Origin of the sequence: Bacillus sp. GC_Bacil_1, from assembly GCF_026540675.1 — a bacterium.
Classification (GTDB): Bacteria; Bacillota; Bacilli; order Bacillales; family Bacillaceae_G; genus Bacillus_A; species Bacillus_A cereus.
This window is the reverse complement of record NZ_JALNUG010000002.1, coordinates 380,340-394,870: the sequence shown is the minus strand read 5'-3', so window position 1 is coordinate 394,870 and position 14,531 is coordinate 380,340. Positions and strand designations below refer to the sequence as shown.

Genomic DNA, 14,531 nt, shown 5'->3' with positions numbered 1-14,531 from the left:
GGGGAGAACTATGAAGATTCTAATTTTAGGTGGTACACGATTTTTAGGAAGAGCTTTTGTAGAAGAGGCATTAAAAAGAGGGCATGAAGTTACATTATTTAATCGCGGAACGAATAAAGAAATTTTTCCTGAAGTAGAGCAGTTAATTGGTGACAGAAATAATAATGTTTCAAGTTTAGAAAATCGAAAATGGGACGTTGTCGTAGATACGTGTGGATTTTCTCCACATCACATTAGAAATGTTGGAGAAGCCTTACACGATAATATAAAGCATTATATATTCATTTCAAGTCTGTCCGTTTATAAAGATTGGATTCCGCCTCATATAAAAGAAGATTATATATTACAATCCGAACCTACGGGTGATCAAATAAAGGCTGTGGAGAATGGTGAAGTTTCTCCTTATGAGTATTACGGTGCGCTGAAAGTATTGTGTGAAAAAGAAGCAGAGAAGTATTGGCCAGGGCGTGTTTTACACGTAAGAGCAGGACTTCTTTCAGGGATGTTTGATTATACAGATCGGCTTCCATACTGGATTGGACGTGTAGCAAAGGGAGGAAAAGTGTTAGTTCCAGGAAGAAAAGGCCGTCCAGTGCAGATAGTTGATATAAAAGACGTCGCAAACTGGGGACTAAACATGGCAGAAAACAATAAAGCAGGTACATTCAATATAACAGGTCCGAAAGATGAATTGACGATAGAAGAGCTATTAAATACGTGTAAAAAGGTTACGAATAGTGATGCTGCATTCGTTTGGGTAGATGAATCATTTATGAAGGAACATAAAGTGCAGCCTTGGACGGAGATGCCTTTATGGCTTCCGGAAACTTTTTCATTAGAAGGCGAAACGAAGCCATGGAAAGGTGGGTTTTCTATTAGTGTCGAGAATGCTGTTAAAGCGGGACTTACTTTTAGCAGATTAGAAGATACTGTGACGGATGTGTATGAGTGGATGAAGAGTATGGAGGAATGGGAATTAAAAGCAGGGATTTCAGGCGAAAGGGAGAAGGAATTGTTAGAAAAATGGTATCAATAAATTTAGAGGAGCTCTTTGAATATAGTTGATTGCACATAAGGAGGAGAAAAGGTTATGTGGAAAGAAACCATTCATAGTATTTCATCAAACTTAAGCTTAAAAAATCCCGCTATGAAGGAAGAGCTTATTGAAATACAAAAGTGTTTACTTGTGGAATTACCGAATGACTTATCACAGCTATTACAAGAAACAAACGGTATAGCAGGTCAATACGGGGACTTTGTTTGGTCTGCCTCGAAAATAAAAAGAGAAAATATGAATATGAGATATATAGTTGATTTTAAAGATTTATATATGCCTTTTGACTGTTTATTGTTTTTCGCTGATGGTGGAAATGGTAATTTGTTTGGTTATTCCATTTTGAATGGGATAGTGCAAAGAGATGATATATATGTATGGAACCATGAAAATGATAGTAGAACGTGGTTTGCTCCTTCTTTAAAAACTTTTATGGAGTGGTGGGAAAGTGGGAAGATAACAATTTAAATATAGTATCAAGAAAAAACGCTTTGTTACGAAAGAAACAAGGCGTTTTTGGCAATGAATAAATCTACCACTCAATCGGTTCTTCCCCATACATGTCCCATAGCTTAGGAAACATCTTTTTCAAACCTTCTTCTTCATCTTCATTCCAGTCTAACTTGATAGCAACTTCCTCAGATTGTTCTTCTGTTTCAAACTCTTTTGCTTTCACACTACCAGCTATGCCAATTTCTCCGTAAAACACAACGTAGTCTTTATACCGCATTAGTTAGCAGTAAGACCTCCACCTCAAAATCGAGCAAATACGAGGAAGACCCGTATAAATAAGTTGTATGAATTACATTTATTATTAGATTGTGTTCGTGACTATATTTTGGGAATTTTCTGTTGATTTACAATGTACGATAGTATATATTGTATATAAAGTATATATACAATATTTTTAAAAAGAGGTATTTGCATGCAAATCGTTATTACGAACACTTCAAAGGAACCTATTTATGAACAAATTGGTGTCCAAATAAAAAAACTTATTTTACTAGGTGATTTAAAGCAAGGAGATGCTCTTCCTTCAATGCGTCAGTTAGCAAAAGATTTAAGAGTAAGTATTATTACAACGAAAAGAGCATATGAAGAACTGGAAAAAGACGGTTTTATTTATTCAATTGTCGGAAGGGGGTCCTTTGTAGCAGAACAAAACATTGAAACTATGAAAGAAAAAAAATTAAAGACAGTTGAAGAAAAGTTGTGTGAAGCGATTCAAAATGCTAAACAAATGGATGTTTCTTTAAATGATCTAAAAGAAATGCTTACAATTTTATACGAGGAGGAAAACTCTTGGAAAACGTAATAGAACTTCAAAATGTCAGTAAATCTTTTCAAGGATTTCAAATTAAAAATTTTTCGATGGAAGTAAAAAAAGGATTTGTTACGGGTTTTATTGGCGGAAATGGATCAGGTAAATCTACAACGATTAAAATGATTATGAATCTAATGAACCCGGATAGTGGAAATGTCTCTTTATTTGGCATGAACTATTCGACTGATGCGAAGGGAATTAAAGAAAGAATTGGTTTCGTTTATGACGATAACGTGTTTTATGATGAACTCACATTAAAGGAAATTACTAAAATTATTGCGCCTGCTTATAAAAAATGGGATTTTAACCAATTTACATAGTATAAAGATCTGTTCGAATTACCATTAAATAAAAAAATGAAAACATTCTCCAAAGGAATGAAAATGAAAGCCTCTCTTGCAATTGCCCTTTCACATCATGCTGAACTAATTATTATGGATGAGCCTACTTCCGGACTCGATCCGGTATTTAGAAGAGAATTATTGGATGTTTTACAAAATATTATGCAGGATGGTGAGAAAACTATCTTTTTCTCATCTCATATTACAACGGATTTAGACCGCATTGCCGATTATATTACATTTATTCAAAATGGGAAGCATATTTTTACAAAAGATATTTATGCCATTGCAGAAGATTATATTTTGGTCAAAGGACCACTAGATATGTTAGATTTTGATACTGAGCGTGAATTTATATCTGTATGTAAGGCAAATACAGGTTTCGAGGGATTGATTGAAAATGTAAATTCTATCGAAACTTTATTTAATAAAGAAGTGGTGATTGAAAAACCAAGTTTAGAGGATATTATGTATTTCATGAAAAAGGGGGAGTCAAGATGCTTAATTTAATTAAAAAGGATTTGATTTTACAAAAAACCTTTTTACCTGCTTATCTCTTATTTCTAGTTACCTATTTGTGGGCCGGCATGGATGTAGCATATGTCATAATCATTTGTAGTGCCGTTTTTGTAATTAACACATATCAATCTGATGATAAAGATAATGCTAATATTTTAGTAAACTCATTACCGTATACTAGGAAGGAAATTATAAGTTCAAAATATGTTGGAACCTTATTTTTTACAATAGTAATCATCCCATTTTGTTTAGTTGGAAAATATTTCATTTTAGACAGCATGGAATTTCAACTTTCCTTAGAAAGTTACATCCTAGGCTTCTTGGCAGTCATGCTGATTACTGCATTTTACATCCCATTTTTTGTTGCATTTAAAGTGAAAACACTTGTACCAGTTTTTATATTTTTATCTATTGGAGTTATATATTTAATGCGAAATACCCCATATTTATTAAATAAATATGCTAATGGCGTACTGACCTTTTTAAAAGAGATTTCAAATTTGAAATTATTTCTTATATTTGCTGTCATAGCAGTGGGGTGCTATGGGGTTTCATGGATATTATCTATTCGTATCTATCAGAACAAGGCTCTTTAATAGCAAGTTCTAAAAGGAGGATCATTTAAATGACATCAAAAAAAGGGCGTCCTATTCGAATACGAAATTGGCTGAAAACTCTTGGAGCATTTTTCGTTATGCAACTAATTTTTATCATCCTTGATATGACTTCGTGGATACCGAATTTCAAGGAAGGAGGAGTTGGGGAGCGTCTCGTTAATTCAGAGTTCTTTACGGAATGGTTCGCTCCTTATAAAACAAAGCAATTTAACGTATTAACGCTAGTTATGGCTATTTTATTATTCCTAAATGTATTAACAAGTGCAATAAAAGACGCTTTTTCTAGAAAAAGAATTAATTAGCACATAAGTTGACCTTGCGTTTTTTTATAATGTCTTAACAATATTTAAAAACAACAGGGTAAAGATAAAAACTCCATTTATTGAAGTTTTACTTTATCTTTTATAATGATTTCTTATAAATTATTTGATTTTTCAGTTTTGTGCATTGACAATGTTTCCATTCGTCCCCCATAATGCTGCTCTAGTGTGTGCAATGATCGTGACATATGTATTTATACTTGTGATGACAAATGATGCGTATTGTTTTTGGAAAGTTAAAAAATTATTGAATGGAATAGAAAAATTGAGTAATCTTATTTGTACATCACATACATAATAGTTTTATAGTGATTTTTAAATAAAGTATAGGGGGAATGAGGGATGGATCTTACATTTAAAGTAGAGGAAACATGTTTTAATTACCGAGTCGGAGCAATTTGTAAACATGATAATAAAATTCTTATTCTACAAGGTGACGGTGAAGATTTTTGGTACGTACCAGGCGGAAGAGTGAAAATGCTAGAAAATAGTGAAGATGCGTTAAAACGAGAGCTTGCTGAAGAGTTAGCAGTTCCTATCGAGATAAATAGATTAATATGGTCAGTAGAAAATTTCTTTACACTTTCTGAGAGGAAATTTCATGAAATTAGTTTTTATTATGAAGTAGAGCTTCATGAGTTACCTGCAAATGGGGCAGAGGAATATATTTTGGAAGAAGAAGGTAGAACATATTTCTTTAAGTGGGTGCCGGTAGAAGAGTTAGATACATATAACTTACAGCCAGCGTTTATAAAAGAGAAAGTAAAGGATGTATCAGTTCATACAGCACATATCGTTTTACAAAAGTAAATGTATTAGGAGGGGATAAGGGTGAAGGGGACAAAAAAAGAGATTCATATAGAAGGAAAAGTAATTCCATATACACATATTGAAAAAGGTTCAAATAAGATATGCTTTATGTTCTCAGGTTCAGGATATAATTACGATAAACCGTTATTTTATTATGCGACGATGTTAATGCTTGAACATAAAATAGATGTAGTACATATTCATTATTCTTATGACGAACAAGTAATGAATAAATCAATGGAAGAAATAACGAAAGTAATGATGGATGATATTAATCCTATAATGAAGGAAGTATTAAAGGGTAAGCAATATAACGATACTATGTTTTTAGGGAAGTCACTTGGAACAATTCCGATTGCAAATGATTTAATGAAGAGAGAAGAGTTTTTACAGTCAAAAATGATACTACTTACACCTTTACTAACTTTTGATTCTATTTTTGAGGCGATTTTACATAGTTATCATGAAGGGATATTAGTAATTGGAGATAAAGATCACCAATATAATGCAGATCAAATTGATCAGTTGAATAAAACGAACCTAACGATCGATGTTGTTAAAAATGCAAATCATTCTGTAAATGTTGGGGAATATGAAACAGAGAATTCAATTGAGGCGATAGCAAATATAATAGAAAAACTTAAAGAAGTTATTAGGACAAACTAACCTATCAATACATGCAAAAAGAGGTGCGATTTGCACCTCTTTTTTACTTAATAAGCCCTCAAAACATGAAGTAAATAATCCTTACGATTCAGCGGATTATAATCAACACGTTTTCGAGTAGGGAAGGGAGCCTTCAGTTCTTTGTAACCAGATGGCTTCATTGTAAATATTCCTTCTCCTTCAGTGAATGAATGGAGTATTCGCTTAAAATTCTCTGTTTTCGCAACAGGTAATGAGCCTGTTAACTGGTAAGAATCATTGTATAATTTAGGCTCGCTAAAAGTTGCTGGAATAGCAGCTAATTTATACATCGCGGTACTAATTGCGTACTCCGGTACATTCAATTCAAACTCGTTTACTGGTTCATATACATATGTTTCAGCTTGAATTAAAGCATCCATTAAAACGAGTGGTGTTAAGTTCCTAAAGTCACTCGCTGTTGTAACAGGACTAGCATAACCTGTATGTGTTAACGTGACGATAATGTCCGTAACTTCCCATCCGTATAAACCTTGTTTTAACGTTTGAAATACAGTATCTTCAATTGCTTTATGAAATGCTAATGGAAGTGATCCCAGTTCAACACCTAACTTATATGTTACGCCAGAATTAAGTTCATCACGTTCGATTTTAAAACCAATTGTTGCGTAAAATGGATTCGCTTTTTCGCCCATTACTTCAACACTTTTCCCTATGCCAATGGGTTTTTCAATACATACGACACGCGTATTTGAGAAAGTAACTTGCAAATTATATTTCTCATAAAGAGTTGTTTCAATTACTTCTTTTTGAACTTCACCGAAAAGGCGAATATATAGTTCATTATGAATATCATCTTTCCACACTTTAATAAGCGGATCTTCTTCACATAGCTCCATAAGTGCAGCGTATAGATCATGAATACGTTCTTTTGGTAATGCTTCAATAGCAGCTTCCATTTGTGGTTCGGCAAAGTGAATATCTTTTATATAATCAGTCCGTTCACCGATAATATCACCAATTTTAATATCACTAAGTCCCCACACTTTGCAAAATTCTCCGCTAGGAACGATTGAAGCTTGAACTGCATTTCCGTTATGAAACATACATATTTTCTTAATCTTTTCTTTATGAGCTAGAGCATCATCACGCAGTATATGAACATATTTTCTAACGTGTAAACGACCAGAAAAAACTCTTACATATGCAATCTTTTCCCCAGAAGGTTCACGTTCAATTTTAAAAACAACACCGGATAATACTTCATTTTCTGCCGACTTATTAGCGGGAATTAAGTCTGAAATATTTTCGAGCAGTTCAGTTACACCTGTACCTGTCATGGCTGAACCGAAAAAGATAGGGAACACATTTGTTTGCGCTATCTGTTTAATGAGTTCCTCTCTTAATAGTGCGCCCGGTACGATTTCATTATTTACATATGACTCAAGTAATGATTCATTATATGGTGCTAACAGTTCCATACAATTTTCATATGATTTGTATTCAATGATTCGGGCTTCTTTCGTTCCTTCGTTTTCTACAGAGTAGAAAGGGAATGCTTCATTTGAAAGAACCTCTTTTATTTGTTTCATAACTTTTTCAGTATTTGCACCGCTACGATCAATTTTATTAACGAATAAAATAGTCGGTATGTTTAGTTTCTGTAATGTTCGCATTAAAATTTTTGTTTGCGCTTGCACACCTTCAGCAGCAGAAATAACTAAAATTGCACCGTCTAGAACACGAAATGATCGCTCCACTTCAGCGATAAAATCAGCGTGTCCAGGTGTATCAATGACATTTACTTTTATGTCATTGATACAGAAAGAGACGACAGATGCTTTAATCGTAATTCCGCGTTGTCTTTCTAATTCCATTGAGTCAGTTTGCGTATTACCACTATCTACTCGGCCAATTTCTTTAATCACATTTGTTTCATAAAGAATACGCTCAGTCAAACTCGTCTTGCCAGCGTCTACGTGCGCGACAATCCCTATATTTATTGTTGTCATATGTGAATATCCTCATTTCATTTTCCATTTTTAATTCCTCATTTCTATTTGTGTATTGCCGCATTACAATCACTCTCCAGTCATTTAAATTAGTACTATTATAGTGCAATTAACATTATTTGTAACGCGACAAAGCGCCTTAATTTGGAAAAATATAAATGAAAACAAAATGCTTGCATTCTAAATAGATATAGATTATATTAATTGACATATCAACTATTGATACATCAAACGTTTTTATTTTGTGTATAAAGGAGGGATAGTTTGACAAGTTCATGCTCAAAAGAAGCGATTATTTTATATAAATTACACTTTCTAAATAAAGAAGTAAGTTCGAAGTTTGAAGGTTGTACGGGTATGAGCCAGTCCCGATTAGAGCTTATACTTCAGTTATATGAAGTAGGTGAAATTAGTCAAAAAGCACTTCAACAAGAAGTGAATATTGATAATGCTGCGATAACGAGGCATTTAAAGCAGCTTGAGGCAAATGAAATGATTACAAGACGTAAAAATCCAGATGATAATAGAATTACGTTAGTTTCTCTTACTGAAGAGGGACGAAATAAAATTCAGGCGTTTCAAGAGGAAAAAGAACGTTTTGCAGCTTCAGCATTTAAAGGGTTAAGTGAAGAACAGCGCGATAATCTTTTAACTATGTTAAATCACATTCAAGAAAATATAAAAGAACTATAAAAAGGGAGAATTCAACTATGACTAACTCAGTAAAAACAAATAATTTTAACGAAATTTTAACAGGACGCCGTTCAATTCGTAAATACGATTCTTCAGTGAAAATTAGTAAAGAAGAAATGACAGAAATTCTTACAGAAGCAACACTTGCACCATCTTCTGTAAACATGCAACCATGGAGATTTTTAGTGATTGAAAGTGACGAAGCGAAAGCGACACTTGCACCACTTGCGAAATTCAATCAATCTCAAGTAGAAACATCTTCAGCAATGATTGCTGTATTTGGTGATTTAAACAACTTTGATAACGCGGAAGAAATTTACGGTACAGCTGTAGAGCGCGGTTTAATGCCAGCAGAAGTAAAAGAAGATCAAATGAAAAAACTTTCAGCTTACTTCTCAATGGTTACACCAGAAGTTATGAAAGATACAGTACTAATTGACGGTGGTCTTGTAGCAATGCAATTTATGTTAGCGGCTCGTGCTCACGGTTATGATACTTGTCCAATTGGTGGATTTGAAAAAGACCAAATCGCAGAAGCATTCGGATTAGATAAAGAACGTCACGTACCAGTTATGTTAATTTCAATCGGAAAAGCTGCTGACAGTGGTTACCAATCAGTACGCCTTCCAGTTGAAAAAGTTGCTGAATGGAAGTAATTTTATAAATACAGAAATAAGTGAGATATGAGAGGGGAAACATCATGATTATAATTCACGCAATATTTCAAGTAGATCCAGCAAAACAACAATCATTTTTAGAAGAAATTCGTCCGCTAATTCATAGTTCAAGAGAAGAAAGTGGAAATGTATCTTATGATCTTTATAAAGATACGGAAAAAGAAAATGTGTATACGATGGTAGAAGTATGGAAAGATGAAGCAGCAGTTGCAAGTCATAATAAGAGTGAACACTTCACATCTTTCGTTAGCAAAGTAAAATCGTTTTTAACTGCTCCTCTTGATATAAAAGCTTATAATGGAGCGTTAGTAAAATAATATGGTGAAAAGGATATCCTTAGCGTTTGCTATGGGTATCTTTTTTTATTTTGATAGGAATATATTTACTTCTACTGTGATGTGTTATAATTTGGAAATGAATAATTCTTAATTTTCAGAATAAATAAAGTTAGGAGATATATACATGAGTACATTAAAGAAAATTACGGACAATATTTCGAAGGTTATTATAGGAAAAGATGAAGCGATTGAACTTGCAGCTATAGCACTTATAGCAAGAGGGCATATTTTATTGGAGGATGTACCTGGGACGGGGAAAACAACATTAGCGAAAAGTTTGGCTAAAAGTATAGATGCTAAATTTCAAAGAATTCAATTCACAGCGGATACTTTGCCTGGAGATGTTATTGGTCTCGAATATTTTGATGTGAAGGAATCGGAATTTAAAACGAGGTTAGGTCCTATTTTTGCAAATATAGTAGTAGTGGATGAAATTAATCGAGCTGTACCAAGAACGCAATCTTCGTTATTGGAAGTGATGGAAGAACGTACTGTTACGATTGCGAAACAGACACATTCATTACCAGAACCTTTTTTAGTTATTGCAACGCAAAATCCTCTTGAATCGGCAGGTACATTTCCTTTACCTGATGCACAACTAGACCGTTTTTTACTAACTATACGTCAAGGCTATCCTACGAGAGAAGCAGAAAAGGAGATGATGAATCGTTTTCAAATGAATGATCCGTTAGAAACGTTACATTCAATTATTTCAACTGAAGAAATTATTACAGTGCAAAAACGAGCAAGAGAAGTGTTAGTAGGGAATGATGTGCAAGATTATCTACTTGAGATTATTGAGGCAACGCGTAAACATGAGTTAATTGAAATTGGAGTAAGCCCGCGGGGGACGTTGGCATTTATGAGAGCGATTCAAGCAAGGGCAATATTAAATGAAAGAGATTATTGTACGCCAGATGATATTAAGACGCTCGCAGCATCTGTTTGCGCTCATCGTTTAACGTTAACGATTGAGGGGGAGATGAAAACAACGAGAGAACAAATCATGAAAGAAATTCTTCATACGATTAATGTGCCAGTGGAGAATGTACAATGAATCAACAACTTGTGTATACACCTTTAGCGGAGCCTTTAGTAATGGGAGTTATGTCAGGTGTAGCCGTTATTTTATGTGTATTTTCAAGTAATCTATTGTTTTTATCTCTCGTATTTTTGTATGTAATTTTAATAGGTGCGATGCATGTATACATACGTAAAGTATCTCGTGTTGAATGGGAATACAGTCAAGGGAATTCAAACGTTTTTATAGGTGAAGCGAATGTGTGCAAAATGAAAATTTCAAACAAGTCGTTATTCCCTATTTTCAATATCGTATTTCGATTTAAATGTGAAAATAAGTTAACTTGGAATCATGATGAAATAAACAAAAATCATAGTACAGGTTCAAATTATTATATAAATTTTAATATAAAAGGAAGAGAATCAGTTTCATTTGATTTGCAAGCTGTAGCTGTAAAAAGAGGAATTGCGAAATGGGAAGAAGTTGAAATTGTCATTACGGATCCCTTTGGATTCATAACGAACCATATAACGTATAAACAAGTTGAAACGCCGTCTTATTTAGTTTTACCAGCTGTTCCGAAAATCCAAGTTCCTGAATTGCAAGAATGGTCACGAGGGTTTCGAAAAGCGATGTCATCCCCCTTATATGATGAAACGAAAGTAATGGGAGTGAAGTCGTATGAAAATGAAGATTTTCGTTCTATCCACTGGAGTGCAACAGCGAAAACAGGGACGATAACCGCGAAAAAGTACGAGCGAACACAATCAGATAAATATGCGATATATCTCAACTTGCAAAATAAAAGCGGTATTTCTTTGCGAAATGATACAGAGGAACTCATTGAATTAACGGCAGGCATATGTAAACAACTGCTTATGCAAAACTGTTCATTTGAAGTATGGATCAATAGCGTAAAAGATAACGGTTTGCTACATATAAAGAACGGTCATAACCGAAAACATTTGCAAAATGTATTAAAAGTACTTGCCTCAATATCGGACCAAGATACTCCTGTATCGTCTACTTATTTTTACACAGCAGGCTTTCGGCGAAAAGAATTGGATGCAGTTCCTTTAATTCTTGGTACTTCCCCAAAGAAATACAGTAGAACGAATAAATGGGTCGTAATTAAAGAATAAGAAGGGGTTTATGTTATGGCTAATAAAGAGCGACATATGAAGGTGAAGATTTGGAGTATTAGAGTTTTCATGATACTTTTCTTTACGGTTAGTGCGATAACGTTATCACAAGGTGTTGTGCATGTACAAGACATAGTAAAAGGGCTTTTTTCTAGTAAGACGGAGACAATATCGGAAAGAAATTATGATTTTACTAGTTTAGACGAACAGTTTGATGAACCTGAAAGAATTATAGATGAAGAAACAGGAGTTGTAGATACAAGAACAAAAATAGATAGGAAAATTCCACTTTTTGTACGAAAAAATTCATGGACTGATGTGTTTTCTGTTCTTTCAAATTCATGGATTAGTGTCGTTTTTTATGTAATTATTGCAGTGGTCATTCTATATGCTTTTTATAAATTAATGAGGAAAAAGGTAATGAATTCAGAAATAGAACAGGATAAACAATCGATAACAAAAGAAAATACGGATAGAACCGAAAAGAACAAGAAAGTGAAGCATCAGTTTGAACAGCCGTTACCTAAAGATAAGATAAGGCAAACGTTAGTGGAATGGGAAAGAACTTTACCATTTCACGAACAGAGAAGGTCATATGAAACGATGCAACAATGGTTAAGTAGAATTTGTAGAACGCGAGATATTATTCCGATATATGAGTCTGTCCGTTATGGAGAAAAGACGTATACGGAGTTAGATGTAGAGAAGACTGTACGATGGATAGAGCGAGACGGGAAAGCGTGACATTAATATAAGTAAATGAAATTAACTGTAAATTAATTTCATTTACTTATATTTAATTACATGGTAATGTATACTTACTTTTTTATATCTCTACCAATGGAAAAAAGTTGCCTTAGTAGAGTATTGCTCGTTACATTTTTTATGAGTTTATCTTCGCTTCATCAGTATAGAATGAAAAAGAGATGAATTGATTACGGGTAGCATGTAAATAAAAAATTATAATTTATTTTTAAATTTTTATAAGGGTGTGAAAATAGAATGAAACCTGTATTGAAAAACATACTCCTTTCCTTTATTTTTTCTGCAGCAGGGATGTGTTGGTTTCTGTTTATGTTAGTTAGAGGAGGTGGAGACTGGTTATTGTCTTGGGTAGGTGTATTCATGGCCTTTTTATCTTTATACACGTTAATAGATTTATATTGTAAGTATACATACGATAAAAAATGGAGTAAATTGTTTATCAAAGCAACAGTTACTACCTTTAGTTTTGCAGTATTGGGAATCACCTTTGGTATTGTACACGAGCTATTACAGCCATGGAGTCTCAGTTTAATGGTTTGGTATTGGTTGTTAGTGTTACTTTTATTTGTAACGACCATAATATTATTAGTTTTTGTATTATTTGTTAATCGTAAAAATTATAATATTCCTGGGAGATATAGAATACTTATACTGCTTAATCTATTTCTTACGTTAGCACCAGTGCTGTGGCCATTAATACTTACTATTATCGGGAATGGCATGAACGCTAGTGCAGGATGGTAAAAGTAAATGAACTAAAAAGTTGATATAGGGTTTTAAATATGTAAAAGAACGAGTTTTCAAAAATTGAAAACACGTTCTTTTTTTATTTTCATACATTACTTTTTCTCATCTGGGCGTCTAATTTTGAAAGTAAGTATTTCGTAAGGAATGGATAAGAAAAAAGAGAGTTTTATCATTTAGGATGAAAGTATAGCTTGAATCAATACGATATGAATAGAGGAGAGAAAGCCTTATGAAAAAATGTTATTCCATTAAGTTAGCGAGTTTGGCAGTTTTATTAGCGGGTACTACTTTATTCACACCCGGTTTTACTGTGAAAGCAGAGTCTATTCAAAATATTTCTAATTCATCAGAAGCACATGACCAAAAGAATCGGAATGGTTGGAAACAAGTCATGCAGGAAACAATCCAAATTGGAGCGCCAGGGGTATTAGCTAAGACGTATAATAACGGTAAAATTAGTAGTTATAATGCTGGTTTGGCGGATTTAAATAGTAAGAAACCAATGAAATCGGATTATCGTTTTCGGATTGGAAGTGTGACGAAGACTTTTACTGCTACGACTGTTCTTCAATTAGTAGGAGAAAATCGTGTGCAGCTTGACGATTCGATTGAAAAGTGGCTGCCCGGCCTCATTCAAGGAAATGGTTATGATGGCAATCAAATTACGATACGTCAACTTTTGAATCATACGAGTGGTATAGCTAATTATTTAAAGTCAAAAGACGCTGATATTATGAATTCGAAAAAAACGTATACAGCAGAAGAAATAGTAAAGATAGGACTTGCTCTACCCCCAGATTTTTCGCCAGGTAAAGGTTGGTCGTATTCAAACACAGGATACGTAATACTAGGAATGCTTATTGAAAAAATAACGGGTAATAGTTACGCAGAAGAAATCGAAAAGCGCATTATTGAACCTTTGGATCTATCAAATACGTTTTTACCAGGGAATTCGCCCGTTATTCCAGGTAAGAATCATGCTCGAGGGTATATGAAAATTGACGAAACAAGTGAATTGAAAGACATGACGTATTATAATCCGAGTTTAGCTAATTCAGCGGGAGATATGATTTCAGATGCAGACGATTTAAATAAGTTCTTTTCATCTTTACTCGGTGGTAAGTTATTGAAGGAACGCGAGCTAAAAGAAATGCTTACTACAGTTCCTGTAGAAGGAAAAGGGGTTGGTGATGGATATGGTCTTGGAATCTATGAGACTAAACTTCCAAATGGTGTCTCAGTATGGGGTCACGGAGGATCAATTCCTGGGTTTATGACTTTTGCAGGCGGAGTAATGGGAGGCAAGCATACATTTGCTGTCAATGTTAATTCTTTAGGTCCGGTTGATATTCTTACACAGTTTGATAAAATGATGCAAGTTGAATTTCAGAAATAGATGGAAAGAATGTGAATGGAATCCTGCTTTAAAGGACAGTATTAACATTCATAGTAGAACATCAAGAGTAATTCAACAATAAAAAAGGATGTCAGTTACACGACATCCTT

17 protein-coding genes and 1 pseudogene are annotated in these 14,531 nt (G+C 33.8%); 16 read left to right on the top strand and 2 right to left on the bottom strand.

Annotated features, from left to right (window positions below; all coding sequences use genetic code 11):
• Positions 1-10: 10 nt before the first annotated feature.
• Positions 11-1,036 carry an SDR family oxidoreductase gene (locus OXT04_RS05110; RefSeq protein ID WP_000697712.1) on the top strand — a complete coding sequence of 342 codons (1,026 nt, stop codon included), beginning with the start codon at positions 11-13 and terminating at the stop codon, positions 1,034-1,036.
• 54 nt (positions 1,037-1,090) lie between these two features.
• On the top strand, positions 1,091-1,522 hold the full coding sequence (locus OXT04_RS05105) for an SMI1/KNR4 family protein (protein ID WP_267413611.1): 432 nt from the start codon (positions 1,091-1,093) through the stop codon (positions 1,520-1,522).
• A gap of 64 nt (positions 1,523-1,586) precedes the next feature.
• On the opposite strand, the gene OXT04_RS05100 is transcribed toward OXT04_RS05105, so the two are convergent.
• The gene (locus OXT04_RS05100; RefSeq protein WP_001269542.1) at positions 1,587-1,784 is read right to left on the bottom strand and encodes a hypothetical protein; all 198 of its coding nucleotides are present in this window, start codon (positions 1,782-1,784) and stop codon (positions 1,587-1,589) included.
• A 195-nt stretch (positions 1,785-1,979) separates the two neighbouring features.
• Between OXT04_RS05100 and OXT04_RS05095 the strand changes: the two genes are divergently transcribed.
• The 6 genes and pseudogenes from OXT04_RS05095 to OXT04_RS05070 all read left to right on the top strand — a co-directional run bounded on the left by OXT04_RS05095 (position 1,980) and on the right by OXT04_RS05070 (position 5,651).
• Positions 1,980-2,369: a GntR family transcriptional regulator gene (locus OXT04_RS05095; protein ID WP_001167593.1), complete on the top strand. Its 390-nt coding sequence runs from the start codon at positions 1,980-1,982 to the stop codon at positions 2,367-2,369.
• A pseudogene (locus OXT04_RS05090) lies at positions 2,357-3,229 on the top strand (ABC transporter ATP-binding protein). The gene OXT04_RS05095 and the pseudogene OXT04_RS05090 overlap by 13 nt, the downstream one beginning before the upstream one ends.
• The gene (locus OXT04_RS05085) at positions 3,217-3,834 is read left to right on the top strand and encodes an ABC-2 transporter permease (protein ID WP_000933343.1); all 618 of its coding nucleotides are present in this window, start codon (positions 3,217-3,219) and stop codon (positions 3,832-3,834) included. The pseudogene OXT04_RS05090 and the gene OXT04_RS05085 overlap by 13 nt, the downstream one beginning before the upstream one ends.
• A gap of 29 nt (positions 3,835-3,863) precedes the next feature.
• Entirely contained in the window at positions 3,864-4,157 is a 294-nt protein-coding gene (locus tag OXT04_RS05080) for a YfzA family protein (RefSeq protein WP_000202090.1), read from the top strand.
• 360 nt (positions 4,158-4,517) lie between these two features.
• Positions 4,518-4,985, top strand: coding sequence for an NUDIX hydrolase (locus tag OXT04_RS05075; protein ID WP_000366233.1), 468 nt, complete (start codon positions 4,518-4,520; stop codon positions 4,983-4,985).
• Positions 4,986-5,006: 21 nt separating this feature from the next.
• Positions 5,007-5,651 carry an alpha/beta hydrolase gene (locus OXT04_RS05070; RefSeq protein WP_098237220.1) on the top strand — a complete coding sequence of 215 codons (645 nt, stop codon included), beginning with the start codon at positions 5,007-5,009 and terminating at the stop codon, positions 5,649-5,651.
• A 47-nt stretch (positions 5,652-5,698) separates the two neighbouring features.
• Here OXT04_RS05070 and OXT04_RS05065 read toward each other — a convergent pair whose 3' ends face one another.
• Positions 5,699-7,642: an elongation factor G gene (locus OXT04_RS05065; RefSeq protein WP_267413597.1), complete on the bottom strand. Its 1,944-nt coding sequence runs from the start codon at positions 7,640-7,642 to the stop codon at positions 5,699-5,701.
• A 264-nt stretch (positions 7,643-7,906) separates the two neighbouring features.
• On the opposite strand from OXT04_RS05065, the gene OXT04_RS05060 reads away from it, so the two are divergent.
• The 8 genes from OXT04_RS05060 (at position 7,907) to OXT04_RS05025 (ending at position 14,421) form a co-directional block, all read left to right on the top strand.
• Positions 7,907-8,335 carry a MarR family winged helix-turn-helix transcriptional regulator gene (locus OXT04_RS05060; protein WP_000204169.1) on the top strand — a complete coding sequence of 143 codons (429 nt, stop codon included), beginning with the start codon at positions 7,907-7,909 and terminating at the stop codon, positions 8,333-8,335.
• 17 nt (positions 8,336-8,352) lie between these two features.
• The gene (locus tag OXT04_RS05055) at positions 8,353-8,991 is read left to right on the top strand and encodes a nitroreductase family protein (RefSeq protein WP_061660012.1); all 639 of its coding nucleotides are present in this window, start codon (positions 8,353-8,355) and stop codon (positions 8,989-8,991) included.
• A gap of 44 nt (positions 8,992-9,035) precedes the next feature.
• Positions 9,036-9,329 (top strand): putative quinol monooxygenase, encoded by a 294-nt coding sequence (locus OXT04_RS05050; protein WP_000583827.1) that lies wholly within the window; start codon positions 9,036-9,038, stop codon positions 9,327-9,329.
• A 145-nt stretch (positions 9,330-9,474) separates the two neighbouring features.
• Complete coding sequence (locus tag OXT04_RS05045) at positions 9,475-10,407, top strand: AAA family ATPase (RefSeq protein WP_000105647.1); 933 nt, start codon at positions 9,475-9,477, stop codon at positions 10,405-10,407.
• Complete coding sequence (locus tag OXT04_RS05040) at positions 10,404-11,513, top strand: DUF58 domain-containing protein (protein ID WP_001075956.1); 1,110 nt, start codon at positions 10,404-10,406, stop codon at positions 11,511-11,513. The genes OXT04_RS05045 and OXT04_RS05040 overlap by 4 nt, the downstream gene beginning before the upstream one ends.
• A gap of 15 nt (positions 11,514-11,528) precedes the next feature.
• Positions 11,529-12,257, top strand: coding sequence for a hypothetical protein (locus OXT04_RS05035; RefSeq protein WP_001284442.1), 729 nt, complete (start codon positions 11,529-11,531; stop codon positions 12,255-12,257).
• Between the two features lie 258 nt (positions 12,258-12,515).
• Positions 12,516-13,022: a DUF3902 family protein gene (locus OXT04_RS05030; protein WP_000805743.1), complete on the top strand. Its 507-nt coding sequence runs from the start codon at positions 12,516-12,518 to the stop codon at positions 13,020-13,022.
• A gap of 232 nt (positions 13,023-13,254) precedes the next feature.
• Positions 13,255-14,421 (top strand): serine hydrolase domain-containing protein, encoded by a 1,167-nt coding sequence (locus OXT04_RS05025; protein ID WP_000710680.1) that lies wholly within the window; start codon positions 13,255-13,257, stop codon positions 14,419-14,421.
• The last annotated feature ends 110 nt before the right edge of the window (positions 14,422-14,531 follow it).

Bases quoted from the DNA above. Each gene is read 5' to 3' on its own strand.
- OXT04_RS05110 (WP_000697712.1), top strand. From the start codon at position 11: ATGAAGATTCTAATTTTAGGTGGTACACGATTTTTAGGAAGAGCTTTT.
- OXT04_RS05105 (WP_267413611.1), top strand. From the start codon at position 1,091: ATGTGGAAAGAAACCATTCATAGTATTTCATCAAACTTAAGCTTAAAA.
- OXT04_RS05100 (WP_001269542.1), bottom strand. From the start codon at position 1,784: ATGCGGTATAAAGACTACGTTGTGTTTTACGGAGAAATTGGCATAGCT.
- OXT04_RS05095 (WP_001167593.1), top strand. From the start codon at position 1,980: ATGCAAATCGTTATTACGAACACTTCAAAGGAACCTATTTATGAACAA.
- OXT04_RS05085 (WP_000933343.1), top strand. From the start codon at position 3,217: ATGCTTAATTTAATTAAAAAGGATTTGATTTTACAAAAAACCTTTTTA.
- OXT04_RS05080 (WP_000202090.1), top strand. From the start codon at position 3,864: ATGACATCAAAAAAAGGGCGTCCTATTCGAATACGAAATTGGCTGAAA.
- OXT04_RS05075 (WP_000366233.1), top strand. From the start codon at position 4,518: ATGGATCTTACATTTAAAGTAGAGGAAACATGTTTTAATTACCGAGTC.
- OXT04_RS05065 (WP_267413597.1), bottom strand. From the start codon at position 7,642: ATGACAACAATAAATATAGGGATTGTCGCGCACGTAGACGCTGGCAAG.
- OXT04_RS05055 (WP_061660012.1), top strand. From the start codon at position 8,353: ATGACTAACTCAGTAAAAACAAATAATTTTAACGAAATTTTAACAGGA.
- OXT04_RS05050 (WP_000583827.1), top strand. From the start codon at position 9,036: ATGATTATAATTCACGCAATATTTCAAGTAGATCCAGCAAAACAACAA.
- OXT04_RS05045 (WP_000105647.1), top strand. From the start codon at position 9,475: ATGAGTACATTAAAGAAAATTACGGACAATATTTCGAAGGTTATTATA.
- OXT04_RS05040 (WP_001075956.1), top strand. From the start codon at position 10,404: ATGAATCAACAACTTGTGTATACACCTTTAGCGGAGCCTTTAGTAATG.
- OXT04_RS05035 (WP_001284442.1), top strand. From the start codon at position 11,529: ATGGCTAATAAAGAGCGACATATGAAGGTGAAGATTTGGAGTATTAGA.
- OXT04_RS05030 (WP_000805743.1), top strand. From the start codon at position 12,516: ATGAAACCTGTATTGAAAAACATACTCCTTTCCTTTATTTTTTCTGCA.
- OXT04_RS05025 (WP_000710680.1), top strand. From the start codon at position 13,255: ATGAAAAAATGTTATTCCATTAAGTTAGCGAGTTTGGCAGTTTTATTA.